The following is a 23,506-nucleotide window of genomic DNA, read 5'->3' as shown; positions in this document are numbered from 1 at the left end:
CCCGGAGGGCTCGCCATCGCGACCCGTACACAACTGCACAAGTGCCCGTGCCCCAGCGGGCCGCATCCACGGATGTGCGCCCCGCGCATCAGGACAAGGAAGTCGAACACCCGTGCCGAACGCTGCCCAGACTGAAAAGACCGATGTAGTCCTCATCGGTGCCGGCATCATGAGCGCCACGCTCGGCGCGCTGCTGCGTCAGCTGCAGCCGGACTGGTCGATCTCGGTGTTCGAACGGCTCGACGCCGCCGCGGCCGAGAGCAGTGATCCGTGGAACAACGCCGGTACCGGGCATTCGGCCCTGTGTGAACTCAATTACAGTCCGCAGAAGCCGGACGGTTCGGTCGATATCGGCAAGGCCGTCGATATCAACGAGCGGTTCCAGGTCTCCCGCCAGTTCTGGGCCTACGCGGTGGAGAACGGGATCCTGGGCGATCCCTCCCGCTTCATCAACCCCATCCCGCACGTGAGCTTCGTGCACGGCGCCGCCGATGTGGAGTACCTGCGCAAGCGGTACGAGGCGCTGTCCCGGCATCCGTTGTTCGCCGGGATGGAGTACATCGACAGCCCCGACGAGTTCGCCCGTCGGCTGCCGCTGATGGCGCGCGGCCGCGATTTCGCCGACCCCATCGCCCTCAACTGGTCCGACGGCGGTACGGATATCGATTTCGGTTCGCTCACCAAGGAACTGCTCGCCCATATCGGTGCCAGTGGCGGGGAGATCGGCTTCGGTAACGAGGTGCGTAACCTGTCCAAGCAGAAGGACGGCAGCTGGAAGGTCACGGTGCGCAACACCCGCACCGGCCGCACTCGCACGCTGATCAGCAAATTCGTCTTCGTCGGGGCCGGTGGCGGGGCACTGCCGCTGCTGCAGAAGGCGGGAATCAAGGAGATCCGCGGTTTCGCGGGATTCCCGGTCTCGGGTCAGTTCCTGCGGTGCACCAACCCCGAGCTGATCGAGAAGCACGCCGCCAAGGTGTACGGCAAGGCGGCGGTCGGCGCGCCGCCCATGTCGGTACCGCATCTGGACACCCGGGTCATCAAGGGCAGGCCCGGCCTGCTGTTCGGGCCCTACGCCGGTTGGACCCCCAAGTTCCTCAAGGACGGCAGCAATGCCGACCTGTTCAAATCGATCAAACCCGGCAACCTGGTCCCGATGCTCGGGGTCGGCGTCACCGAGCTGAGCCTGGTCAAATACCTGATCACCGAGCTGATGAAATCGCAGTCCGGCCGGGTGTACACCATGGAGGAGTTCATTCCGCGCGCCGAGGGCCGGGACTGGGAACTCATCACCGCCGGACAGCGGGTGCAGGTGATCCGCCGTAAGGGCGCCGGTGGTGTCCTCGAACTGGGTACCGCCGTCATCGCGGCGCAGGACGGTTCCATCGCCGGTCTGCTGGGCGCCTCGCCCGGCGCCTCCACCTGTGTCACCGCCATGCTGGACGTCCTGGAACGCTGCTTCCCGGCCGAGTACGCGCAGTGGACGCCCAAGCTGAAGGAAATGATCCCTTCGCTCGGGGTGAAGCTGTCGGAGAACCAGCGCCTGTTCGGCGAGGTATGGGATTGGACGAGTAAGGCGTTGCAGCTCAACCGGTCCGATACGCGCGCGGGGGTCGCCGCCGGGGTCTGATCCGGGAGAATTCGCGCTCGACGGCCCGCGGGGTGGCACCCCGCGGGCCGCGCTGCGCCGCGGCCGCCGCGGTGGTGTGCCCGGGGCATTCGCGTGCATCCGGCGCCGAGGTGTGATAGCAAGGCGCGATGATGTCAACGGTTGCACTCCGCCGGTCATGGGCGCAGGATCTCGATACCCCCACCCTGTACGAGTTGTTGAAGCTGCGCGTCGAAGTATTCGTGGTCGAGCAGAAGTGCGCGTACCCCGAGCTGGACGGACTGGACCTGCTGCCGGAGACCCGGCATCTGTGGCTCGACGACGAGGGCGAGGTCATCGCCACCCTGCGCCTGCTCGAAGAGCATGAGGACGGCGTCAAATCCTTCCGGATCGGGCGGTTGTGTACCGCGGTCGAGGCCCGCGGGCACGGATACACCACCCGCCTGCTACAGGCCGCCCTCGCCGAGACCGGATCGCATACCGTCCGGCTCAACGCCCAGACCTACCTGATCGATCTCTACACCAAACACGGTTTCGAGGTGGACGGCGCGGAGTTCATCGAGGACGGCGTCGCGCACGTACCGATGCGCAAGGGTTAGCCGCCGGGCGCCGTCACCCGTCTCGGGCAGGGGAGGGCCGGGCCGGGTGAGGGCACGTTTTAGAGTGGGGCCGTGTCCTCCACCGAAACCGCCCGGCCCGCATCCCGACCGATTGTCTCCGCCGCGGACGGCGGTGAGGCCGGGTTCCCGTTCTCCGCGGTGGTCGGACAGGAGCAATTGCAGCTGGCGCTGATCCTGTGCGCCGTGCATCCCGGTATCGGCGGCGTACTCGTGCGCGGCGAGAAGGGGACCGCGAAGTCCACGGTGGTGCGGGCACTGGCACGGCTGCTGCCGCCGGTGGTCGACGAATCGGGCGCCCGCCCGGCGCGGCTGGTGGAACTGCCGGTCGGCGCCACCGAGGACAGGGTCGTCGGCTCGCTCGATCTGGAGCGGGTCCTGCGTGACGGCGAACAGGCGTTCCGGCCCGGACTACTCGCCGCCGCCCATCACGGTGTGCTGTACGTGGACGAGGTCAACCTGCTGCACGACCACCTGGTGGATGTGCTGCTGGACGCGGCGGCCATGGGCCGGGTACACATCGAACGCGACGGCGTCTCGCATTCCCATCCGGCCCGGTTCGTCCTGGTCGGCACCATGAACCCGGAGGAGGGTGAGCTGCGCCCGCAGCTGCTCGACCGATTCGGCCTGACCGTGGATGTGACCGCCTCCCGGGACGTGGACGTCCGGATGGCCGTGGTCCGGCGCCGTCTCGATTACGAGGCCGATCCGAACGGCTTCGCGGCCGCCTACGCCGCCGCGGACGGCGTGATCGCCGACCGCGTCCTCATCGCCCGCGACCGGCTGGCCGAGGTCGCGCTCGACGATGTGGAACTGCGGCGTATCGCCGCGGTCTGCGCCTCCTTCGACGTCGACGGTATGCGGGCGGATCTGGTGGTGGCCCGCACCGCCGCCGCCCATGCCGCCTGGTGCGGGCGCGACAGTGTCACCGCCGACGATGTCCGCGTCGCCGCCGAACTCGCGTTGCCGCACCGGCGGCGGCGCGACCCGTTCGACGAACCCGGGATCACCCCCGAACAGCTCGACGACGCCATGCGCGATGCGGCCGAACAGGCCGGTGACCAGCTGCCCGCACCGGCCGACGACGAGGCGCCGGGGTCGCCGGGCCCCGTCGATCCCGACGACGACCCGGACGGTCCCGGTGGCGGCGCCGAGGCACCCGGCGCGGACACCGAGCCGGGCGAGAACTCCGGCGACCCTGGTGGCGCCGGCGGGACCGGACAGGTGGGGGCGCCGGTCGCGGCGCCGGCCCGGCCGCCGCGGTGGGAGGTGCCGGGTGTGGGCGAGGGCGCGCCGGGCCGGCGGTCCCGGGCGCAGACCCGGCAGGGCCGGGTGGTGAACACCACACCCGAGCCCACCGGCGGCCTACATCTGCTCGGCACGCTGCGGGCCGCGGCACCGCATCAGCGGGCGCGCGGCCGGCGCGCCGGGCCCCTGGTGCTCGCGCCCGGTGATCTGCGCGGGGCATACCGCGAAGGGCGTGAGGGCAATCTGGTGCTCTTCGTGGTCGACACCTCCGGTTCCATGGCCGCCCGCGACCGGCTGTCGGCGGTGACCGGCGCAGTGGTGACCCTGTTGCGCGACGCCTATCAGCGGCGCGACAAGGTCGCGGTGATCTCGGTGCGCGGCAGCGAGGCAGAACTGGTGCTGCCGCCCACCTCCTCGATCGATATCGCCGTCCGCCGCCTGGCCGGGTTGCGAACCGGCGGGAAGACTCCGCTCGCCGCGGGGTTGCGCACCGCGCGTGAGGTGGTCTACCGGGAACGCGTCCGCGACCCGCAGCGCCGGCCCATGCTGGTGCTGCTCACGGACGGCCGTGCCACCGGCGGCACCGATCCGGTGCCGCGGGCCCGCGCGGCGGCCGCACAGCTCGCTCGCGACAATGTCACCTCCGTTGTTGTCGACTGCGAACGCGGCATGGTCCGGCTGGGTCTGGCCGCCGAACTGGCGTCCGCGCTGGGCGGTACGGCCGTCCGGCTCACCGAACTGACCGGCGCCTCGGTGGCCGAGGTGGTCCGCGCGGGCGCCTGGGGCGGCGCGCGCGCCGCGTAGGACCGGGTCGCACCGGACGAGCACGAAACCCGAATCAGATCAGGAGTTCCCATGCCCAAAGGGGTGCCCGAGCACGTACCCGAAGACGGACTGACCACCCGGCAGCGTCGCAATCAGCCGGTGCTCGCCGTGCACACCGGTCCGGGCAAGGGGAAGTCCACCGCGGCCTTCGGGATGGCGTTGCGCGCGTGGAACCAGGGTTTCGATGTGGCCGTGTTCCAGTTCGTCAAGAGCGCCAAGTGGAAGGTCGGCGAGGAAGCGGCGTTCCGCGAACTCGGCCGGCTGCACGACGAGACCGGGGTGGGCGGGCCGGTGCAATGGCACAAGATGGGCGAGGGCTGGTCGTGGACTCGTAAACAGGGCACCGAAACCGATCACGCGGCCGCGGCGCTGGCCGGCTGGCAGGAGATCGCACGACGGCTGCGTACCGAAGAGCACCGGTTCTATGTGCTCGACGAATTCACCTACCCGTTGAAATGGGGGTGGGTGGATGTGGCCGAGGTCGTGGAGACCCTGCGCGAGCGTCCGGGTAACCAGCATGTCGTCATCACCGGCCGGGACGCGCCGCCGGAACTGGTGGAGGCGGCGGACCTGGTGACCGAGATGACCAAGGTGCGCCACCCTATGGACGCGGGCCGCAAGGGGCAACGGGGTATCGAATGGTGAGCCGGCCCCGGGGTATCGGGGTTCGGCGCGTCGCCTGCCGCTCGACCGGGACCGTCGCGTGATGAGTGCCGCCCCGGGGATCGTGCTCGCCGCCCCGGCTTCCGGCAGCGGGAAGACCACTGTCGCGACCGGGCTCATCGGCGCGCTGCGCCGCGTGGGCCGCCGGGTGGCCCCCTTCAAGGTGGGGCCCGACTACATCGACCCCGGTTATCACGGCCTCGCCGCCGGCCGCCCCGGTCGCAATCTCGACCCGGTGCTGGTGGGGTCCGACCGGATCGCCCCGCTCTACCGCCACGGTGCCCGCGACTGCGATATCGCGGTGGTGGAGGGGGTGATGGGCCTGTTCGACGGACGGATCGACGAACAGGCCGCCGATCCCGTCGCGGAAGGCTCCACCGCCCAGGTGGCGAGCCTGCTCGGTCTACCGGTGGTCCTGGTCGTGGACGCGCGCGGTCACAGCCAGAGCCTGGCCGCGCTGTTGCACGGGTTCGCCACCTTCGACTCGGGTGTACGGCTGGGCGGAGTGGTGCTCAACCGGGTCGGTAGCGCGCGGCACGAACAGGTGTTGCGCTCGGCCTGCGACCGGGTGGGCCTGCCGGTCCTCGGCGCGCTGCCCCGGCTGGCCGAACTCGAGGTCCCGTCCCGGCATCTGGGCCTGATCCCGGCGGTGGAACACGGTCTCGCGGCGATGCGCGCGGTGGACGCGATGACCGACCTGGCCGCCCGCCATATCGATCTCGCCGCGGTCGCGGCGCTGGCCGTCGCGCCGGAGTCCGGGCCGAGCTGGGACGCGGTCCGGGAGGTCGCGGACGGCGTAGTGGTACCGGCCGGGCCGGATCCGGTGATCGCGGTAGCCGGGGGACCCGCTTTCACCTTCGGCTACGCCGAACACCGGGAACTGCTCACCGCCGCGGGCGCCCGGGTCGTCGTCATCGATCCGCTGCACGACACCCTGCCGGCCGAGGCCGCGGGGCTGGTGCTGCCGGGCGGATTCCCGGAAGAGCACGCGGGGACGTTGGCGGCCAATACCGGACTGCGCGCCGCGGTGGCGGAGCGGGCCCGGGCGGGGCTGCCCATCCACGCCGAATGCGCCGGACTGCTGTACCTCACCCGATCCTTGGACGGTCATTCGATGGCGGGCCTGATCGACGCGGTCGCCGAGTTCGGGCCCCGCCTCACCCTGGGCTACCGAGAGGCGGTGGCGCTGGCCGACTCCGTGCTCTGGCGGACCGGTGAGCGGGTACACGGGCACGAATTCCATCGGACCCGGCTGGTGGCATCCGGCGATGCCCCGCCCGCCTGGGGATGGCGTACCGCCGGGAAGCAGGTCCGTGAGGGTGCGCTCGTGGACCGGGTACACGCGTCCTACCTGCACACCCACCCCGCCGGAAATCCGGGCGCGGTGCGCCGGTTCGTCGCCGCCGCGCGTGCCCATCAGCACACCCGCCCCGCCGTGCGCGCACGGTGACCGGCGGAGACCGGCGGTCCGCGGCCGGCGCCGAACCCTACCGTGGAGAGCTCGCGGTCGGCCTCGGCCTGCGCCCGGATCTGTCGGCCGAGCGGATTCTCGCGGTGTTGGCGGAAGTGTTTCCCGGCCAGCGGATAGCCTGCCTGGCGACCCTGGATCGCCGGGCCGGCGAGCCGGGCCCCCGTGATGCCGCCGCCATGCTGGGCGTGCCACTGTACGGCTACTCCGTCGAACGGTTGGCGCGGGTGCCGGTGCCGAACCCGTCGGAGCGGGTGGCCGCCGCCTTGGGAATTCCCGGTGTAGCCGAGGCCGCGGCGCTGCTGGCCGGTACCGGGCCTGTGCTCGTGCCGCGACAGGTGGTCGGAGGCGTGGTGGTCGCTGCGGCCGCCGCGCACGGTTGACAGCGGCCGAAAGATCGCATCCGGCGACGAGGTAGGCCGATTTCTGCCAGCGCGCGCCGGGCGAGGGTTCTTACCGTCGAACCGTGACCACATTCGCCTCCACTCACGAGGACACCATCGGTAACGCGACGGTGACCTTCATGTCCATCGCCGCGGCGCTGGGAACAGCGACGATCTACCCGCTTCAGCCGGCCGTCGCCGAGGTGTCGGTATCGCTCGGGGTAACCGTTGCCGCCATGGGCGTGGCGCTGGCATGCGGCCCGGTGGGCGGGTCGGGTTGGCCGTAGCCGGCGGATCGTGCGTGATCCTCGCGTACGGACTGTCCGACGTCGCGGTAACACTCGTTGCTCTCGCGCTGTTCGATGCCGGCCTCTTTGCCGCACAAGTGGCGAATCAAACCACGATCTTGGCGATAAACCCGGCCGCGCCGGCGCAGTTCAACGGCGCCTACATGTTGGTGTACTTCATCGGCGGCAGTCTCGGGACAGGCTTCGGAACAGCGGCGGTCGCCGGGATCGGGTGGCCGGCATGTGTTGCGATCTGCGGTGCGGCGATAACTGTTGCCGGCGCGTTGACGATGTCCATGGGTGTGGGCGGTACCGAGGAGGCCGATCGAGTCGTGATGTCGGGATCGGACAGCCCGGACTCCATCGAACAGTCGAAGCAGCCGAGCATTCCGATTCCGACACACCACCGTTTCGGCGGCAGCGACAACACTCTTCAAGGCGCCACCGACAGCAGATCCGCGAAACCGGTGGGGTCGTGCCGGCCGACGCTGGCGTGTTCGAACAGTCCCCAGCCTTCGGCGTCCCCGCAGCGGGCGTGCGCGATGTGATCGGTGACGCCCCACGGGATCCGCCCGGCGATCGCCGGATCGGTGAGGTCGTAGCTGTTGGCCCACGACCAGTCGCGGCCCTTCCACTGTCCGTGCTGCCAGTCCGGGTCGCCGCCGTAACCGCAGCCGATGTGCAGCGGTATCCCGGTGACGGTGTGGATGTCGATGGTCAGCGGTTTTCCGTCGGGAGTCCGCAGTTCCAGGCTCGCGCTCTCGGGATGGCGGGTCCCGGATCGGTAGTCGATGGTGATCCGCGGCCAGCCCAGCTGTTCCACCGATCCGTCCGGGAACACCCGGACCGCGTCGTTGAGCGTCCGGTAGCCGTCGGGATTCTCCTGGATGATCACCACCACCGCGAAATCATCGAATCGCAGCGGCACGTACAGCCACCAGAACCCGCCGGTGCCCTCGGTGGCAGCCCGGCCCGGCGGTTCGGCCTCGCCGACGGGCCGGATACCCCAGGAGCGGTCCCTGGTACCGGTCCAGATCGCCGGGGCCACGGTGATGTCCTCGCCGCCGATCGCCAGCGTGCCCGCCCACGAGCCGACCTGGGCGAAGCGGGAGGCGTCGAGGGTCGGACGGTTACCGGCAAGCATGATGTGCGGTTGCTCCTGCACGGCGGGGAAGGCGCCGGTCCAGGTGAGGTCGAGGCCCAGGTCCTCGTGTTCGCACACCACCCGGATGCGGCGCAGCGGTTCGACCACTTCGATCCGGTAACCGCCGACCGCCATATCCAGACTCCGGTCGCTGCGCGCGTCGGAGAACCGCACGGAGGTGATCTCGTCGCCGCGGCGTACCGCGGCGTAGGCGTCGGCGACACCGAGGTTCGGATACACCCCGAATCCGGTCACCAGCATGATCGCGCCGTCGCGGTTGTGCGCGTTGAAATAGCTGCGATCGTAGAAGTTCCGGTCGCTGGTCGCGGCCCGGGCGATGGGCAGCGGTGTCTGGTGGATCGGGTACTCGTCCAGGGGCCCCGGGGCGGTGGCCGGGGTGTGGGCGGTGGGTTCGCTCATCTCAGTCCCATCCGTAGGTGCCGTCGAGCAGGGCTTCCAGGGTGGCGCGGTGCATGATGTAGTCGTCGCGCTCCACCGGGGAGGTGTCCTCGCCCATATGGATCATCCGGCGTTTGATCCGGGCCATGACGATCGCGTGCCGCAGCGCGGCATAGGTGAGGTAGAAGTCCAGATTCGTAACGGTGTGGCCGCTGACCTTCTCGTAGTGCGCGACGACCTCGTCGCGGCGCAGGAAATCGGGGAGGCCGGGGAAGCCGAATCCGGTGGCGATGTCCTGGAAGAAGCGGTGCAGGAAGATCATCCAGGCCAGATCGAGTTCGCGCGGACCCAGTGTGGCCATCTCCCAGTCCAATACGGCGACCGGGGTGAATCCCTCGTAGATGATATTGCCGGGCCGGGCATCACCCCAGCTCAACACATCCGGCCCGGGATCGTCGGGAAAGTTCTGGTCCAGCCAGTCGAAAGCGCGCTCGATGAGCGGGATCTCGTAGCCGTCGCCGGCCAGCGCCCAGTGGTACCAGGCCCGGTCCGCTTCGATATGGCGGCGTAGCGCCGTACCCGGCCCGTCGAGTTCGGGGAACCGTTGCGCCGGTTCGGGCAACGCGTGGATCCGGGCCAGGACGTCGAGGGTGTTGCGGGTGAGTTCGGCCCGCTCGGCGGTGGTCGCGTCGTAGAGCCAGCCCGCGAACACGTAGGGCGGATTGTCGCCCGGGATACGGCCCGGGACCCGGTCCATCACGAAGAACGGCGCACCGCAGGCCGCGCTACCGGTTTCCAGCCAGCGCAACCGCGGTACCGGGACCTCGGTGGCGGCGGCGATTTCGGTGATGACCCGGTACTGCAGTTCCAGATCGTATTTCTCGAAAACCGGGAATGCGCCCTCCTCTGGGATCATCCGCGCGACGAAGGCGCCCCCCTCGGTGCGGCCGCCGGCCTTCCAGTGCGCGTCGAACAGTACCGAGGCGCTGGACAGGCCCCCGGACAGCGGCCGTTGCAGATCACTGATGACCGGTGGTTCGTCGGCGCCGACCCGGTTCTGTAACCACGCGGAGAGTTGACCCGCCAGCGTGTCCAGATCGCGTTCGCTGGTGGTGAGCCGCATATGTTCGGTGGGGTTCACATCGTCGGGCATCGTCGTCCTCCTGACGCCATCCGGCCTCGACGCGGCGACTGCCCGGTCCGATACGGCACCGGGTCGCTCGCGTGCGGGAGACTGTAACGTGTTTCAGTCTCGGGCGGTGTCGATTCGGCGGATCATCGGGTGGCTGTCGCGAATCGCTCCCCGGGCGCGGCCGGCCGACCATAATTCCTTCGATGTCCGGGGTGAGTCGCTCCGCCGGGTGGGAGGACCACGATGAGGGTGACGCTGCGCCGGCGTGACCACGCGAGGTGGGCGCGGAGCCGTGAGCCGGATGCCCGAGCGGACCCACGACCGCCACGCCGACCACGGCCCGGCCGCGTTGCCGGAGTTGGCCACACAGGCCGAACTCGGCAGCCTGTCGGCGGCGCTGGGAGCGGATCCGCCGGGGTGGGCCGGAATGAACATCCACCGGAGCGGGTTGCTCGTGTGCATGAGCGCTATCTCGTTGCCCGACACCGTCAAGAAGTACATCGACGATGCCAAACTGTTCGTCACCGTGGCCACCGTCGGCCGCGACGGGCATCCGCATCTGACCGTCACCTGGATCGACCGGGACGGGGACGAGTTGCTCTACTCCACGACGACCGACCGCGTCCAGGGCAAGAACCTGGCCCGCGATCCGCGTATCTCGGTGCTGATCGCGCCGCCGGACAACCCGTACGTCTACGCGGAGATCCGCGGTACCGCCACCCTCACCCCGGACCCCGACATGCTGGTCGGTGACCGGATGTCGATCAAGTACACCGGAAAGCCGTACGCCGAGTTCAATCCGGCCTCGGTGGACGACGGCCCGCGGGTGGCGGTGCGGATCACCCCGACCAAGATCACCGGGCGGTTGTGACGCGGTGACCGGTGGTCTCCGGGCTCAGGCCGACTGGGCCTCGTCCTGGGCGTGCTGGGCCCGGGCGACCTCTTCCGCGGTGTAGCGCAGGGTCAGCGCGATCAGGCCCACCAGCAGGCCGCCGATGGCGGCCACCAACAGGGCCAGGGTGTAACCGTCACCGAGCGCGGTGATCTCGGCGGCCGACATCTCGGCCGGTTTCTTGATGGTCCCGCCCTCGGACAGGGTCCGGGAGGCGGCCAGCGGGGTGAGTACGCCGATAGCGATGGGGGTCCCCAGATTCAGGAACATCTGGCCGATCGCCGAAAGCGGGCCGATCTCGTCCGGCGGCACCCCGACCAGCACACACAGCGGGATGAGCACCATGGCGATACCGATGCCGAAGCCGATCACCGAGAACAGCGGCAGCAGGGTGGACCAGTAGCCGACGTCGGCGTCCAGCGTCGAGCCGTAACCGAGGCCGGCCATGAGCACCACCGCCGCGCCGACCAGCAACCAGCGGGGCGCGACGTGCAGCGCCAACCGGGTGGCCACCGCGCTGCCGAGGCCGACGCCGACGGTGAACGGGATGAACGAGATCCCGGCGACCAGCGGGCTGTAACCCACCACGTTCTGCACGAACAGACCGGCGAAATAGGTGGTGGCGCCCAGCACGCCGCTGGCGAGCAGGATCACCACGAAGGTGGCGACGCGGTCGCGGCTGTCGAACAGGGTCCACGGCAGCAGCGGGTTGTCCACGTGACGTTCGGCGAAGACGAAAACCGGCAGCAGTACCGCGCCCGCGATCAGCGTGCCGTAGACCAGCGGGTCTCCCCAGCCGAGTTCCGGTCCCTCGGTGGCGCCCCAGACGATGAGGGCACACGCCAGGGTGCCGAGGAACGCACCGCGCACGTCCAGCGTGAGCCGCTGATGGTGGGTATCGCGGAGCGCGACCAGCGCGCCGATCACGATGAGCACACCGATCGGCACATTGATCAGGAAGATCCATCGCCAGCTGGCCTCGGTGAGTGCCCCGCCGATCACCAGTCCACCGACCGAACCCAGCGCCACCATCGAGCCGAAGATGGCGAAGGCCTGGTTGCGGACCTTGCCCGGGGCGAAGGTGCTGGCGACCAGCGCGAACGCGGTGGGCGCGGCGAGCGCGGCACCGGTGCCCTGGAAGGCGCGCGCGGCGACGAGCATCTGCTCGCCCTGCGCCAGCCCACACAGCATGGAGGCCAGTGTGAACAGGCCGACACCGAGGACGAACATTCGCCGGCGTCCGAACGAGTCGCCGATCCGGCCGCCGAGCAGCATCAGGCCGGCGAACGGCAGCCCGTAGGCGGTGATGGTCCACGCGCTGCCCGAACTGGACAGCCCCATCTCCTCCTGCAACCGCGGCAGGGCCAGGATCACCACGGTGCCGTCCAGCACCACCATCAGCTGTAACCCGCTGAGCACGAGAATGGCGAGGCCGAAGGCTCGTTTCGTCACCGGATATTTGATAGCTGGGGGGTTATCGAGCACAGTGGGTCACTGTAACCGACTGTCGCCGGCCGCTACCGGCACGGCGCTGAACCCGGCCGTGGGCCCGATCACAATGATCGCGGGCGGCCGGATCCCTTCGGCGCGGACGCGTTCGGCGACATCGGCGAGTGTGGCCCGCAGTACCCGCTGACCACGCAGGGTGCCCTCCTGGATCACCGTGGCCGGGGTTTCGGCGGGGCGGCCACCCGCGCGCAGGACCGCCGCGAACTGTTCGATCCGCTCCACCGCCATCATCAGGACCAGGGTGCCGCGCAGCTGGGCCAGCGCCGGCCAATCGACCAGCGAATCCGGATGGTCCGGCGGGATATGACCACTGACCACCACGAACTCATGGGTCACCCCGCGATGGGTGACCGGGATCCCGGCGGCCGCCGGAACCGAGATCGGGCTGGTGACTCCCGGCACCACCGTCACCGGCACCCCGGCGTCGACACAGGCCTCGAGTTCCTCGTAACCGCGGCCGAACACATAGGGATCACCGCCCTTGAGCCGGACCACGAACTTGCCCGCCCGGGCACCGTCCACCAGCGCCTGATTGATCGCGTCCTGCGCCATCGCGCGTCCGTACGGGATCTTGGCCGCGTCCACCACCTCGACATCGGGCCCCAGCTCGGCCAGCAGCTCCGGCGGGGCCAGCCGGTCGGCCACCACCAGATCGGCCCGGGCCAGGAGCCGGCGGCCGCGCACGGTGATCAGGTCCGGGTCGCCGGGCCCACCACCGACCAGGGCGACTCCGGGCGTCATGGGGGTCGCGTCGTCGGTGACCACACCCGATTGCAGCGCTTCCAGCAGTGCCGTGCGGACCGCGGCCGAGCGTCGATGCCGGCCGCCGGCCAGTACGCCCAGGGTCATCCCGTCGTAACGGGCGGTCGCCGGGGTGACCGCCGTGCCGGATTGCGCGTGATCGGCGCGGACGCAGAAGATCCGGCGCCGAGTGGCCTCGGCGACGACGGCGGCATTGGTCTCGGGTCCGTCGGTGCAGGCGATGGCGTACCAGGCGCCGTCGAGGTCACCGTCGGCGTAATCGCGCAGCCTGAGCGTGATCTGACCCGCGGTGGCCATCGCCTCGACCGCTGGGGTGGCCGCCCGGGTGATCACCTCGACGGCCGCGCCGGCGGCGATGAGCAGGCCCAACCGGCGCTGTGCCACACTGCCTCCACCCACGACGACGACCCGGCGTCCGTTCAGATCGAGTCCCACCAGGTAGTTCGAGTCCCCGGCGGACAGGTTGTCGGTATCGGCTGACGTGTTCGGCACAAGACTCGAGCCTACGGCCCGGGGTGGCGCAGTCCGCAGCCGCCCGCCGGGGGCCCAGGCCCCGGATCAGGTGAGGACGACCAGCTCGGTATCGGAGGCGACCTCGGTGCGCAGTCCCGCCTTGTTCGCGACCCGGGCGACCGCCCGGATATCCCCGAGTTCGGCGCGGGTGAGTACCAGGGCCCGGGCCAGCAGTCCCTTGTGGTGCTTGTTGAAGTGGCTGACCACCGTGCGTGATCCGTCCGCGTGCTCGGTGAGCACCGTCGCGGTGACCGCCCCCGGTACCCGGCCGAGCTGCTGGTAGGTGCCCGATCGCAGGTCCACCACGAGTTCGTCGCCCGCCGCGTCGCGCAGGGCCGGGCCCAGGTGATCACGCCAGACCGCCGCCAGGGTCGGCCGGCCCGGCAGTTTCGAGCCGCCCGACAGCCGGTACGCGGGGATGGGATCACCGGCGCGGACCGCGCCGAAAAGCGCCGAGCCGACCGCGATCCGGGCGAGTGCTTTCGCGCGCTGGGCGCGGGTGAAGGAACTCGCGTCCAGCGCGTCGTACAGAACGCCGGTATAGCGTTCCAGCGCGGGCCGGGTGGGGGAGGTGCGCACCGCGGCATTGCGGGCCAGCTCGGCCTCGGAGCTCTTACCGAGTCCCAGGGCGGCCCGGGCGGCATCCGGGTCGCCGGCCAGTGCGACCAGGTCGCCGATCAGCTGCGCCCGGACCTCGGTGAGCGAGTCGAAGGCCAGCGCCGACAGCTCCAGCGGGCCGCCGGAACCGCCGTCGGATTTGGTTTCGGAAGGGGGGAGCAGCACCAGCACGACCGGTTACGGTACCGGTCGCCGCCGCGCCCGCCCGCCGGCCCCGGCGGGACGGATCCGGGGTCCGGCGGCCGTCCCGAGCGCACGGCGCCCACCACCGGTAATCGAATGTGGCCGGCGGACGCACAGGGGCTACGCTGGGCAACCGTGATCACCCGCCTCTCCCGACTGTTCCTCCGTACGTTGCGCGACGACCCCGCCGACGCCGAGGTGCCCAGCCACAAGCTGCTGGTGCGTGCCGGCTATGTGCGCCGGATCGCGCCGGGTGTGTACTCGTGGCTGCCGCTGGGCCTGCGGGTGCTGCACAAGGTGGAGGAGGTGGTGCGCGAGGAGATGAACGCCATCGGCGCGCAGGAGATCTCGCTACCGGCGCTGCTGCCGCGCGACCCCTACGAGGCCACCAACCGCTGGACCGAATACGGTGACGCCCTGTTCCGGCTCCAGGACCGCAAGGGCGCCGACTATCTGCTCGGTCCCACCCACGAGGAGCTGTTCACTCTCACCGTCAAGGGCGAGTACAACTCCTACAAGGACCTGCCGGTCACCCTGTACCAGATCCAGGCCAAGTACCGCGACGAGGAACGGCCCCGGGCCGGCATCCTGCGCGGCCGCGAGTTCATCATGAAGGACTCCTATTCCTTCGACCTGGACGAGGACGGGCTGAAGGCCAGCTATACCGCGCACCGCGAGGCCTACCAGCGCATCTTCGACCGGCTCGGCGTGCAGTACGTGATCGTCGCCGCGACCTCCGGCGCCATGGGCGGCAGTGCCTCCGAGGAGTTCCTGGCCGACAGCCCGGTCGGTGAGGACACCTACGTGGTGTGCCGGGAGTCCGGGTACGCCGCGAATGTGGAGGCCGTGGTCACCCCGGCGCCCGACCCGCTGCCCCTCGAAGGGCAGCCCGCGGCGCAGGTCCACGACACCCCCGACACCCCCACCATCGCGACCCTGGTGGACTGGGCGAACGGTGCGGGCATCGCTGAGCGCTTCGGCCGCCCGGTGACCGCCGCGGACACGCTGAAGAACGTCATGGTGAAACTGCGGCATCCCGACGGGAAGACCGAGATCGTCGGTATCGGCGTACCCGGCGACCGCGAGGTCGACGACAAACGTCTCGGCGCCTCGGTCGAACCGGCCGAGGTCGAACTGCTCACCGACGCCGATTTCGCCGCCAACCCCTTCCTGGTGAAGGGCTATATCGGCCCGAAGGGATTGCAGGCCAACGGTATCCGCTACCTGGTCGATCCGCGGGTGGTCACCGGAACCTCCTGGATCACCGGTGCCGACGAGCCCGGCAAGCATATCGTCGGCCTGGTGTCCGGCCGCGATTTCACCCCGGACGGCACCATCGAGGCCGCGCAGGTGCGCGACGGGGATATATCGCCCGACGGCCGTGGCCCGCTGGTCGCGGCGCGCGGTATCGAGATCGGCCACATCTTCCAGCTCGGCTACAAGTACACCGACGCCTTCGAGGTCGATGTGCTGGGGGAGAACGGTAAACCGGTGCGGCTCGTGATGGGGTCCTACGGGATCGGTGTCTCGCGCATGGTCGCGGTCATCGCCGAACAGCAGCACGACGACAAGGGACTGCGCTGGCCGTCGGAGGTCGCGCCGTACGACGTGCACGTGGTGATCGCCAACAAGGACGAGGCCGCCCGGGCCGGTGCCGAAGAAGTGGTGGCGGCGCTGCACGCGCAGGGTCTCGACGTGCTCTTCGACGACCGCACCGCCTCGCCCGGGGTGAAGTTCAAGGATGCCGAACTGCTCGGTATGCCCTACGTGTTGGTGATCGGCCGGGGCTGGGCCGAGGGCAAGGTCGAGCTGCGTGACCGGTTCACCGGCGAGGCCCAGGACGTGCCCGCCGAATCCGCGGTCGAGGCGGTGCTCGCCCGGGTTCGCGGCTAGCGGTCGCTCCGCTCGCCGCGCGGCTCGTCAGCGGTGCCGACGGGTGGCCTGCTCGGCGAGCTGGAGCGCGGCGGCGCGCGTCGCGGTCGCGGCGGTCTGCTCGCCGGTGATGGAGAAGCTGATGATGGCGCCCTCGTGCAGGCTGAGCAGCTGTACGGCGAGCAGATCCGGATCTGCGGCCCCGGCCGCCGCGGCCAGTTCCCGGAAGAGATCGCGTAGCCAGGTCTTCTCCTCGACGATCACCTGCCGCCCCGGGTGATCGGGATCGGGTAGTTCGGCGAAAGCATTGATGAACCCGCACCCTCTGCTGTTGGTCGGCAGCCATTCCGGGAGGACGTCGAAGGGCGCCAGTAGTCGCCGTATCGAATCGGTCTCCGCCGCGAGGTGGGTAGCGATGCGAGCCCGCCAGCGCCGGTCCCGATCTTCGAGGTAGGTGACGAGCAGGCCGTCCTTGGATCCGAAACGGTCGTACAGCGTGCGTTTGGTGACGCCGGATTCGGCGGCGATGGTATCGACACCGACGGCATGGATACCGCGCGAGTAGAAGAGCTCGCCGGCGGTGTCCAGAATGCGCCGGGCGCCCGGGGTCAGTTCCTCCCTGCCCGCAGTGCCGGTCATATCCACCTCCTTGCCTTCACAGGTCAGTGTACCTATCGTAGAGGACGCCGAACTTTACAGATCTGTGTAGTGGAGGTCGATATGTCGCGCACGATACGGGTGTTGGTGCGATTCGCCCGAGATTTCGCCGTCGGGGTACATGCCGGCCACGGCATCCGGCACGGTGTGCCGGAGCGTGGCGTCCGCCGTCGCGGTCGTACTGCCGAAGGGCGCGCAGTGGTGGGGTGGACCCCGGCCTCCCGTCCGGAACCGGGGGGCCGGGAGGTTCAGGCCTGTGGGCCCGGCTCGGCACCGGTCAGTAGTTCTCTCGTATGAGTGGCAAGCCGCTCGGCCGCCGCGATATCGAATGCGGTACCCGTCGTGTCGACCGGGGTGTCCTGCATAAAGGCGGACAGAGGCGTCACTGGCGGGTGGTCGAGGTGGTGCATGATGCGAGCGACAGCGGCTCCGGTGGGTTGCCCACGTCGGCGCATATCGGCCACTGTCGCCGCATCCTTGGCGGAATAGGACCCGGTGAATCCGGTCGCGGTCAGCCCCGGGTGTAGGAGTAGATAGCGGATGCCACTGTTCGCGTGCTCGCGCACGAAGGTGACCGCGAGCAGATCGCTGAGTTTGCCGCACTGGTGCATGACCGCGTCCGGGTCGTAGCCGCGGGCGAACTGGAGGTCGTCCCAGTTGATCCGGGCGAGATCGCCACCCGGGCCGGAAAGGTCCAGCACGATCGGCGCGGTGGACCGGCCGAGTGTCTCGGCCAGGCCGTGGGTGAGAAGGTAGCGGCTGAGGTAGAACAGGGCGAACGACGCCTCGAAGCCGTCGGCGGTCAGCGCACGCGATGATCGGTAATACCGTGCCCCCAGGGTGAGGATATCGATCGCCGGATAAGCACTGCGCACATGGTCGATGACACGGTAGTTCTCGCTCACCAGGCTCAGGTCGGCGGGCAGAACTTCCAAGCGGTCCGTAGCGCCGAGCCGGGCCGCCGCCGCGAGAACGGCTTCGGCTTTCGCCGGACTCCTGCCGATGACGACCACGTGATCGCCCCGTTCGAGCAGGGTCTGCGCCAGTTTCCGCCCGATACCGTCCGTGCCGCCGGTGATCACCGCGGTTTTCATGGTCCTCTCCGTCCCTTTACGTCCCACTGGACTGACGAGTCTTATTTTCTGGACTCTTGGGTCTAAAGAGTGAAGCTCCGGGAAGTATTCCCGGTCTGGAAAACTGGTCTCGCGGGTCTAGGGTGAAAAGCATGGACTCGGTTACCGTTCCCGCCCGCGGTCGTATCGACAAACAGCAGGCGATACTCGACGCCGCCTTCGTGGTGTTCGGCCGGACCGGCTACGCGCAGACTCGGATGGACCGGATCGCCGCGGAAGCGGGAGTCGCCAAAGCGACGGTGTACAGCCATTTCGGCGATAAGGAGCAGGTCTTCCGCGCGGCGGTGCGATCGCTGTCGGAGGCCGCGCTGGCCGCGAACCTGGCCGTGCTCGACCGGCTGACGGAACCGGGGCCGGATCTCGCGGCAACGCTGCGTGACATTGGCGGCGCACTTCTCCGGTGCTACTGCTCTGCGGAATCCCGGGCGCTACGCCGTCTCCTGTGTGCCGAAGCCGGGCAGTTCCCCGACCTGCTCGATATCGCCGACGGCGTGAGCGATCGCGTCGGCCGGGCATTGGCCGACCGGCTCGCTCGGTTCGCCGTCGCGGGCGTGCTGCGGATCGGCGAACCCGACATCGCGGCGGCGCATTGGGCCGCGTTGCTCACTGCCTCGCTTCGGTCGCGCCACCGGTTCGGCGACGAGTCGCCGTCCGAGCGCGAGCTGGACCGAGCGGTCGACGCCGCGGTGCGCACGTTCCTGGCCGCGTACGGAGTGTGATCCATGGGTGCGGCCGGTGGGTGAGGTGCCCGCGGGTACGCGGGCCGCGCTGCGGTTCGAGATCACCGGCCGTGTGGCCGGCCGCCTCGCCATCGTGGTCGAGCACATCACCCGGCTGCGCGATGGTATGTGACCGGACTGGCGCGACCCGCGCAGCCCGGCGGCTCCTGCCGGGTGGAGATCACCGGCGAACCCTCCTACGCGGTGGACATCTGTCCGTCCAGCCGGCACGGTGATCACAATTACGCGGCGATCCTGGCCGGAGTGGGCCGGGTGGTCAACGCCATACTCGACGTGGTGGCCGCCGAACCGGGTACCCGAACCACTGGTGGCCTGCCGTTGTACACCGGCCCGGGCCTCGCGGACCACGGCTGACCGCAAGGATCTTCCTGCGGATTCGGCGACGATCCGGCAACCCACCTAAGCTCGGATGCCGGAGCGTACGAGCTGCTGGCTCGGCGCCGAACCTCCAGGGAAGGTGCGCTGTATGTATGAGCCCGAACGGTCCGGCCATCGCGAGCCGAACCTGACCGAATTGCGCGAACGGGCCGCGCACGGTGATTCCGACGCCGTCGCGCAACTGCTGGATATCGGGGACGAGCGCACAGATGCCGTGGATCTGAGCGAGTACGACCTCGGCCTGGACGCCGAGCCGGACGGCGAGGCCGACGAGTAGGTCCAACCCGGGGAAAGCCGACGCCGATCCGGCCGGAGCACCGATCACACGGTGCTCCGGCCGGGTCGCTTGTAGGGTGGGTCGACATGGGAACCGCTCCGGCACTCACCCCGGAGCGCACGTCTATCCGGAGCCCGGCGATATTCCCGGCGCACGCGCGGGCCGCGCTCGGAAACCGGTTGCGTGCCCCCGGCGTCACCGTGCTGTGGGTGGCGGCCGGGCTCATCGCCGCACAACTCGCGGTCCGGGCGTGGGTGACCGCGCACGGCTATTTCTACTGGGACGATCTGATCCTGGCCGGCCGGGCCGGGACGCTGCCGCTGCTGTCCGGTGAGTTGCTGCTGCACGACCACGACGGTCATTTCATGCCGCTGGCCTTCGCGGTGTCCTGGCTGGTCACCGCCGTCGCGCCGCTGAACTGGGGGGCGACCGCGGTCATGTTGCTGGCCGGCCAGCTGGCGGCCTCGCTCGCGGTGCTGCGCATGCTGCTGGTCTTACTCGGGCGGCGCCGGGCACTGCTGATCCCCCTGGCGTTCTATCTGTTCTCCCCGCTGACCCTTCCCGCGTTCGCCTGGTGGTCGGCGGCGCTGAACGCGCTACCCCTGCAATTCGCGCTCGCCTGGGTGGTGGGCGACGCGGTGCTGCTGGACCGTACCGGCCGCCGCCGGTACGCGATCTCCGGAGTCCTGGTCACGACGGTGGGGTTGCTGTTCTTCGAGAAAGCGGTCGTGGTGCCGTTCGTGGCGTTCGCCGTGGTCCTGCTGCGGCGCTACGTCGACGGGCGCGGCCCGGCCGTGCCGGAGGTGCTGCGACGCGGTGCGGGGCTGTGGGGCGGGGCCGCGGCAGTGCTCGCGCTGTGGGCGGTGGTCTATCTGGCGGCGGCCGGGGTCTCGGGCGGCGAGGGCGGCTCCGCCGACCTGGCTCATATGCTGCCCCGCGCGACCTGGGCCGCGGTGGTGACCGCGCTGCTGGGCGGGCCGTGGGGCTGGGAACGGTGGGTGCCGTCGGCGCCGTGGGCGGTCGCTCCCGGCTGGGCGGTCTGGACGGCGTGGGCGCTGTTGGCCGCCGGAATACTGCTGACGGTCCGGGCGCGGCGCGTGGTCTGGCCGGTATGGGTGGCGGCGGCGTTCTATGTACCTGCGGTGCAGATACCGGTGGTCCTGATGCGGGCGGGACCCAACACCGTCGACGAACTCATGATGTCGCTGCGCTATCTGGCCGATGCCGCGGTGGTTCTCACCGCCGCGGGCGCGCTGATCCTGCGGGCTTTCGCTCATGGCCGTGCGAGGGGCGGTGCCGCGCGGGAAGGCCCGGCAGGCGACAGGCGCGGCAGTCGGTGGCGCGGATGCGTCCCGGCGGCCGTCGTGGTGACCGTCTTCGCGCTGAGCAGTCTCTGGTCCACCTACACTTTCACCCGCAGCTGGTCCGAGGGGCCGACGAAAGCCTATGTGACCACGGTGAAGTCTGAGTTCGCCCGATGGGACGGAGCGCCGCTGCTCGCCCAGGAGGTGCCCTGGACCGTGCTCAATCCGACGGCCTATCCCGAGAACGAGGCGGGCCGAGTGCTCTCGTCGATCGCCCCGCCCGGCGCTTTCGCCGCGGCCACCGACCGCCTGCGAATGATCACCGACTCCGGCGCCTTCGCCGACGCCCGGGTCTGGTGGAACCGCGGGATCCCGCCCGGCCCGGAACCGGGCTGTGGTTACCGGATCGGCGGGGATCTCTCGGTCCGGGTCCCGCTCGACGGCCCCATGATCGCGCACGAGTGGACCGCCCAACTCAACTATTTCGCCGACCGCGACGCGACTCTCACCGTAGGTCTCGAACGTGGCGACCGGGTGCAGGCGCCGGTACGGGCGGGTCTGAATACCGTCTACGTGCGGATCGTCGGCAGTGGTTCGGCACTGATCATCCGGAACGGGACCCCCGGATCGGTGGTGTGCCTGGGCACCGGCCCGGTCGGGGTCGCGTCGTATTCGTAGCGAGGTGCCGCCGCGCCGGCGGTCCGGGGGCCGGTTCTTCCGGTGGCCGAATCCGCTTGCCGAGCATGTCTTCCCACCCCCGGTGGTAGTGGCCGTGAGTGACGGTGGTTACGTGTCGGATGTCGCGTGGCGTCCGGGCCACGGTCGAGCGGCCGAGTCGATCGGGCGTCGGCGACCGCGGTTTCGTACACAGTAGAGCGGCCGCGGTCGTGACGACCGGGCCCGAGGGTGAAACGAGGCGGTGGCGATGATCGAGGACGGTGCATCCGTGGACTCCGTCACCGGCGAACTGACCACCAGGCTCGGGGCGGTCGGGGGGTCCGCCGGCGAGGTGATGCGCCGCGGCGTGCGGGACGCGGCCGGGGGTGCGCAGACCATCGCCCTGCTGATGGAGGCCGACGCGGCGGCCGTGCAGCACGTGGGGCCGGCCGATATCGCCGCCGCGGCCGCGCCGGGCTCCACGGAACTCACGCCCTCCGCGGAGCGCCCCCTCCCGGCCGCGGAGCCCACCGAGACCCGTACGGCCGATCACTACCCGGGATCCGCCGACCGGCTCGCGGCCGGTGTATCCCCGGACTCCACGGCACCCGCGGCGATCGGTGGAGGGGTGGGCGGCGACCGGCCGCCGCCGGATCCGGCACCGCATGCGCCGGCCGAGGCGCACCCGGCCCCGGGCACCCCCGCGACCCCGGAGCCACCCGAGCCCACCCCCGGCCCGCAGGTCGCGGGCCCACCCCCGGCCGCGGGACAGCAATCGGCGGTACCGGTCCCCACCGCTGACAACCCGCCCCGGACCGACGCCGCGGTGCCGCCGGGCGACCCGATCGCCGCGGCGGCCGGGCACACGCCGTGGACGCCCACGGGAGCGGAACAGGCATCCGGTCATCCGCCCGGATCCACGCCGTGGAACTCGGGGACGGGCTCGTCGATGCCCTACCTCCCCGGCATGCCGGGCGGGCTGGGCTCGCTCACCCCGCAGGAACGCCCACCGCGGGGCGGTGCGCCCTGGTCGCGTGGCCGGGGTAGCCAGGAAGGCACGGTCTTCCCCCGGCCCCGGCCCGATCGGCCGCACTCGACCAACCGCACGGAATGGGCACCGCCCTGATCCGGTACCGGATCAGCGCTGCCCGGGGAACGCGGTGGTCGCCGGCGTGATACCGGCCGCCGCCTGCCAGGTGGCACGCCGCCCGGCCGATTCGGTGAGCGCGTCCAGACCGGTGCGCCGGATGAGCTCGGTACCGGCGTGCTCGATCACCGCGCGCCAGGCCACAGCGGTATCGGTTTCCACCACGACGGCCAGCCGGGCGGCCGACGCCGGGTCGGTGACCTCGACGGGCACGGTGTAAGCGGGCTCGGGAGGCGGCGCGGCGGCCCCGTCAGCGATGAGGAGATCGACCGTGCCGTCGCGGCGGGCGCGATGCGCGGCGGTGTGCTCGTTGACCGTGCGCCGCAACTCCGGGCTCGTATGGGCGGCGATCACGCCGTAGGCGTAGACGGCCGCGTATTCGGCGTCGAGGGCATCCCGCAACGCCTGCTGTTGGGTACCGCTCATACCAGCAGCACCCCCACCTGAACCGCGCAGGCGGCGCTGATCGAGGCGAGCAGGCCCGCCCGGTAGCCGGACTGGGTGACGGCGAGATCGGCCGCGGCCCGCTGCGAGGACGTCAGCCGATCGCGCAGCGCGGCGATACTCGGCGGCGTCTCCGGGGCCGGGGTGGTGGTGGGCGCCGGCGTGCGCACGGCGGGGGTCGTGCCGTCGCCGTAGATACCGATCGCCCGATCGATCTCGGTGCGCAGCGCCGTGGCGTGCGCGGTGCGTTCCGTGGCGATAACGGTGAGCGCGTCCGTGCGTTGCGGTTCGATTGCGATGGCGGCGGTGGCCGCCGCGGCATCGCTGCGGGCCGAGAATTCCTGAGCGACCAGGACATCCGGCTCGGTGATCGGATCCTCCGCGCAGGCGACCAGGGCGCCGGTGGCGAACAGCCCGACCGTGCCGCCGCCCGCGACCCGTAGCGCGGTACGGCGATTCATCCGGCGGGCGCGGCCCGGCCGGTCGGGGAAGGGGCCGCGGGGAGGCCCGGCCGCGGGCCGGTCGGTAACGCGCTCGGTCACCGGACCATCGTGCCAGACCGGAGGAGTCACCCGACTGTGGGCACCACCGGGTGGACTTACCGCAGACCGCTGGTCCTTTCCCTTCCCTGGGCGCGTTACGCTG

Annotated in this window: 22 protein-coding genes and 1 pseudogene; 14 read left to right on the top strand and 9 right to left on the bottom strand. The window is 70.4% G+C overall.

Translation table 11 applies throughout. The annotated features are described in order from the left end of the window. Positions 1 to 169: 169 nt before the first annotated feature. From mqo to NGR01S_RS26840, 7 genes are all read left to right on the top strand, one after another. A complete protein-coding gene (mqo, locus tag NGR01S_RS26870; protein ID WP_063041763.1) occupies positions 170 to 1,630 on the top strand; it encodes a malate dehydrogenase (quinone) in 1,461 nt (486 codons plus the stop codon). A gap of 128 nt (positions 1,631 to 1,758) precedes the next feature. Continuing rightward, complete coding sequence (locus NGR01S_RS26865; RefSeq protein WP_063041647.1) at positions 1,759 to 2,208, top strand: GNAT family N-acetyltransferase; 450 nt, start codon at positions 1,759 to 1,761, stop codon at positions 2,206 to 2,208. A gap of 111 nt (positions 2,209 to 2,319) precedes the next feature. Further along, positions 2,320 to 4,278, top strand: coding sequence for a VWA domain-containing protein (locus tag NGR01S_RS26860; protein ID WP_063041761.1), 1,959 nt, complete (start codon positions 2,320 to 2,322; stop codon positions 4,276 to 4,278). A gap of 51 nt (positions 4,279 to 4,329) precedes the next feature. Beyond that, a complete protein-coding gene (gene cobO / locus NGR01S_RS26855) occupies positions 4,330 to 4,944 on the top strand; it encodes a cob(I)yrinic acid a,c-diamide adenosyltransferase (RefSeq protein WP_063041646.1) in 615 nt (204 codons plus the stop codon). A gap of 61 nt (positions 4,945 to 5,005) precedes the next feature. After that, a complete protein-coding gene (locus tag NGR01S_RS26850; RefSeq protein ID WP_063041644.1) occupies positions 5,006 to 6,412 on the top strand; it encodes a cobyrinic acid a,c-diamide synthase CobB in 1,407 nt (468 codons plus the stop codon). Then, positions 6,409 to 6,813: a cobalamin biosynthesis protein gene (locus NGR01S_RS26845; RefSeq protein ID WP_063041642.1), complete on the top strand. Its 405-nt coding sequence runs from the start codon at positions 6,409 to 6,411 to the stop codon at positions 6,811 to 6,813. The genes NGR01S_RS26850 and NGR01S_RS26845 overlap by 4 nt, the downstream gene beginning before the upstream one ends. A gap of 83 nt (positions 6,814 to 6,896) precedes the next feature. Continuing rightward, positions 6,897 to 7,100, top strand: a complete 204-nt coding sequence (locus tag NGR01S_RS26840) for a hypothetical protein (RefSeq protein ID WP_063041640.1) — start codon at positions 6,897 to 6,899, stop codon at positions 7,098 to 7,100. A 433-nt stretch (positions 7,101 to 7,533) separates the two neighbouring features. Here NGR01S_RS26840 and NGR01S_RS26830 read toward each other — a convergent pair whose 3' ends face one another. Beyond that, the gene (locus tag NGR01S_RS26830) at positions 7,534 to 8,664 is read right to left on the bottom strand and encodes an Rv3169 family protein (protein WP_063041636.1); all 1,131 of its coding nucleotides are present in this window, start codon (positions 8,662 to 8,664) and stop codon (positions 7,534 to 7,536) included. 1 nt (position 8,665) lies between these two features. Next, entirely contained in the window at positions 8,666 to 9,796 is a 1,131-nt protein-coding gene (locus NGR01S_RS26825) for a phosphotransferase family protein (RefSeq protein ID WP_063041634.1), read from the bottom strand. A 280-nt stretch (positions 9,797 to 10,076) separates the two neighbouring features. On the opposite strand from NGR01S_RS26825, the gene NGR01S_RS26820 reads away from it, so the two are divergent. Beyond that, on the top strand, positions 10,077 to 10,646 hold the full coding sequence (locus tag NGR01S_RS26820) for a PPOX class F420-dependent oxidoreductase (RefSeq protein ID WP_245664804.1): 570 nt from the start codon (positions 10,077 to 10,079) through the stop codon (positions 10,644 to 10,646). Positions 10,647 to 10,670: 24 nt separating this feature from the next. On the opposite strand, the gene NGR01S_RS26815 is transcribed toward NGR01S_RS26820, so the two are convergent. From NGR01S_RS26815 to yaaA, 3 genes are all read right to left on the bottom strand, one after another. Continuing rightward, positions 10,671 to 12,152 (bottom strand): MFS transporter, encoded by a 1,482-nt coding sequence (locus tag NGR01S_RS26815; protein WP_063041632.1) that lies wholly within the window; start codon positions 12,150 to 12,152, stop codon positions 10,671 to 10,673. 6 nt (positions 12,153 to 12,158) lie between these two features. Further along, positions 12,159 to 13,430, bottom strand: coding sequence for a uroporphyrinogen-III C-methyltransferase (gene cobA / locus NGR01S_RS26810; protein ID WP_063041630.1), 1,272 nt, complete (start codon positions 13,428 to 13,430; stop codon positions 12,159 to 12,161). Between the two features lie 66 nt (positions 13,431 to 13,496). Further along, on the bottom strand, positions 13,497 to 14,240 hold the full coding sequence (yaaA, locus tag NGR01S_RS26805; RefSeq protein WP_063041628.1) for a peroxide stress protein YaaA: 744 nt from the start codon (positions 14,238 to 14,240) through the stop codon (positions 13,497 to 13,499). Positions 14,241 to 14,387: 147 nt separating this feature from the next. Here yaaA and NGR01S_RS26800 point away from each other — a divergent pair, with 147 nt between their 5' ends. Then, a complete protein-coding gene (locus NGR01S_RS26800) occupies positions 14,388 to 16,145 on the top strand; it encodes a proline--tRNA ligase (protein WP_063041757.1) in 1,758 nt (585 codons plus the stop codon). Between the two features lie 27 nt (positions 16,146 to 16,172). Here NGR01S_RS26800 and NGR01S_RS26795 read toward each other — a convergent pair whose 3' ends face one another. Both NGR01S_RS26795 and NGR01S_RS26790 read right to left on the bottom strand, forming a co-directional pair. Beyond that, the gene (locus tag NGR01S_RS26795; RefSeq protein WP_063041755.1) at positions 16,173 to 16,763 is read right to left on the bottom strand and encodes a TetR/AcrR family transcriptional regulator; all 591 of its coding nucleotides are present in this window, start codon (positions 16,761 to 16,763) and stop codon (positions 16,173 to 16,175) included. A 266-nt stretch (positions 16,764 to 17,029) separates the two neighbouring features. Next, positions 17,030 to 17,875: an SDR family NAD(P)-dependent oxidoreductase gene (locus NGR01S_RS26790; RefSeq protein ID WP_063041619.1), complete on the bottom strand. Its 846-nt coding sequence runs from the start codon at positions 17,873 to 17,875 to the stop codon at positions 17,030 to 17,032. Between the two features lie 131 nt (positions 17,876 to 18,006). On the opposite strand from NGR01S_RS26790, the gene NGR01S_RS26785 reads away from it, so the two are divergent. The 5 genes and pseudogenes from NGR01S_RS26785 (at position 18,007) to NGR01S_RS26765 (ending at position 22,396) form a co-directional block, all read left to right on the top strand. Next, positions 18,007 to 18,633: a TetR/AcrR family transcriptional regulator gene (locus NGR01S_RS26785; protein ID WP_063041617.1), complete on the top strand. Its 627-nt coding sequence runs from the start codon at positions 18,007 to 18,009 to the stop codon at positions 18,631 to 18,633. A gap of 19 nt (positions 18,634 to 18,652) precedes the next feature. Then, positions 18,653 to 19,008: pseudogene (locus NGR01S_RS26780) on the top strand (diacylglycerol kinase); the annotation flags it as partial. A gap of 112 nt (positions 19,009 to 19,120) precedes the next feature. Beyond that, positions 19,121 to 19,309 carry a hypothetical protein gene (locus tag NGR01S_RS26775; protein ID WP_063041613.1) on the top strand — a complete coding sequence of 63 codons (189 nt, stop codon included), beginning with the start codon at positions 19,121 to 19,123 and terminating at the stop codon, positions 19,307 to 19,309. Positions 19,310 to 19,395: 86 nt separating this feature from the next. Next, positions 19,396 to 21,291 (top strand): hypothetical protein, encoded by a 1,896-nt coding sequence (locus NGR01S_RS26770; protein ID WP_245664799.1) that lies wholly within the window; start codon positions 19,396 to 19,398, stop codon positions 21,289 to 21,291. Between the two features lie 247 nt (positions 21,292 to 21,538). Beyond that, on the top strand, positions 21,539 to 22,396 hold the full coding sequence (locus NGR01S_RS26765; RefSeq protein ID WP_063041611.1) for a hypothetical protein: 858 nt from the start codon (positions 21,539 to 21,541) through the stop codon (positions 22,394 to 22,396). A gap of 12 nt (positions 22,397 to 22,408) precedes the next feature. Here the strand turns inward: NGR01S_RS26765 and NGR01S_RS26760 are convergent, their stop codons facing one another. Both NGR01S_RS26760 and NGR01S_RS26755 read right to left on the bottom strand, forming a co-directional pair. Beyond that, positions 22,409 to 22,843, bottom strand: coding sequence for a ferritin-like domain-containing protein (locus NGR01S_RS26760; protein WP_063041609.1), 435 nt, complete (start codon positions 22,841 to 22,843; stop codon positions 22,409 to 22,411). Further along, positions 22,840 to 23,403 (bottom strand): hypothetical protein, encoded by a 564-nt coding sequence (locus NGR01S_RS26755; protein WP_307718782.1) that lies wholly within the window; start codon positions 23,401 to 23,403, stop codon positions 22,840 to 22,842. The genes NGR01S_RS26760 and NGR01S_RS26755 overlap by 4 nt, the downstream gene beginning before the upstream one ends. Between the last annotated feature and the right edge of the window lie 103 nt (positions 23,404 to 23,506).

The sequence above is a fragment of the Nocardia grenadensis NBRC 108939 genome, from assembly GCF_001613445.1.
Classification (GTDB): Bacteria; Actinomycetota; Actinomycetes; order Mycobacteriales; family Mycobacteriaceae; genus Nocardia; species Nocardia grenadensis.
The sequence above is the reverse complement of the archived record's forward strand: the minus strand, read 5'-3'. Positions and strand labels throughout refer to the sequence as shown.

Coding starts and splice junctions, on each gene's coding strand:
- NGR01S_RS26865 (WP_063041647.1), top strand. CDS start 1,759: ATGATGTCAACGGTTGCACTCCGCCGGTCATGGGCGCAGGATCTCGAT.
- NGR01S_RS26850 (WP_063041644.1), top strand. CDS start 5,006: ATGAGTGCCGCCCCGGGGATCGTGCTCGCCGCCCCGGCTTCCGGCAGC.
- NGR01S_RS26760 (WP_063041609.1), bottom strand. CDS start 22,843: ATGAGCGGTACCCAACAGCAGGCGTTGCGGGATGCCCTCGACGCCGAA.
- NGR01S_RS26775 (WP_063041613.1), top strand. CDS start 19,121: ATGTATGAGCCCGAACGGTCCGGCCATCGCGAGCCGAACCTGACCGAA.
- NGR01S_RS26830 (WP_063041636.1), bottom strand. CDS start 8,664: ATGAGCGAACCCACCGCCCACACCCCGGCCACCGCCCCGGGGCCCCTG.
- cobO (WP_063041646.1), top strand. CDS start 4,330: ATGCCCAAAGGGGTGCCCGAGCACGTACCCGAAGACGGACTGACCACC.
- NGR01S_RS26795 (WP_063041755.1), bottom strand. CDS start 16,763: ATGACCGGCACTGCGGGCAGGGAGGAACTGACCCCGGGCGCCCGGCGC.
- NGR01S_RS26770 (WP_245664799.1), top strand. CDS start 19,396: ATGGGAACCGCTCCGGCACTCACCCCGGAGCGCACGTCTATCCGGAGC.
- NGR01S_RS26820 (WP_245664804.1), top strand. CDS start 10,077: ATGCCCGAGCGGACCCACGACCGCCACGCCGACCACGGCCCGGCCGCG.
- NGR01S_RS26825 (WP_063041634.1), bottom strand. CDS start 9,796: ATGCCCGACGATGTGAACCCCACCGAACATATGCGGCTCACCACCAGC.
- NGR01S_RS26765 (WP_063041611.1), top strand. CDS start 21,539: ATGATCGAGGACGGTGCATCCGTGGACTCCGTCACCGGCGAACTGACC.
- NGR01S_RS26785 (WP_063041617.1), top strand. CDS start 18,007: ATGGACTCGGTTACCGTTCCCGCCCGCGGTCGTATCGACAAACAGCAG.
- mqo (WP_063041763.1), top strand. CDS start 170: ATGAGCGCCACGCTCGGCGCGCTGCTGCGTCAGCTGCAGCCGGACTGG.
- NGR01S_RS26790 (WP_063041619.1), bottom strand. CDS start 17,875: ATGAAAACCGCGGTGATCACCGGCGGCACGGACGGTATCGGGCGGAAA.